This window comes from Methylobacterium sp. WL6 (assembly GCF_008040095.1).
GTDB lineage: Bacteria > Pseudomonadota > Alphaproteobacteria > Rhizobiales > Beijerinckiaceae > Methylobacterium.
Genome location: NZ_VRVH01000699.1, coordinates 1 through 421 on the forward strand (window position 1 = coordinate 1; position 421 = coordinate 421).

The window sequence follows — 421 nt, forward strand, 5'->3', positions numbered from 1 at the left end:
GCCCTGTCGCTGGTGTTCGGACCCGGAACCCCCCTCCCCTCTCCGCCGCCTGCCGAGACCGTCGAGATCCGCCGTGCACCGGTCCTGTCGGCCATGGCCGCCCGCGCCGCGATCCGGCCCGCGCGCGCGATGGAGCCGGCGGTCGCCTCGCCGCGACCGTTCCTGCCCGAGGTCTCCCTGCCCGAGGTCTCTCTGCCCGAGGTCCGCGAGCCGGAGATCGAGCTCGGCTTCGAGAACGCCGAGCCGGACTTTGCCGAGCCGGACTTTGCCGAGCCGGATTTCGCCGAGCCGGATTTCAGCGAGCATGCTTTCGCGGCGCACGCCTTCGAGCCTTCCTTCGCGATGCCGGCCGCCGCGCCGCCGGTGATCGTCCCGATCCCGCCGCGTCCCGTGCTGCTGCGCGGCAAGGCCGCCCCGGCAC

The 421-nt window shown here is 74.1% G+C and carries 1 pseudogene; it reads left to right on the forward strand.

Annotated elements, in window-relative coordinates:
* Positions 1–421: pseudogene (locus tag FV230_RS29235) on the forward strand (hypothetical protein); the annotation flags it as partial.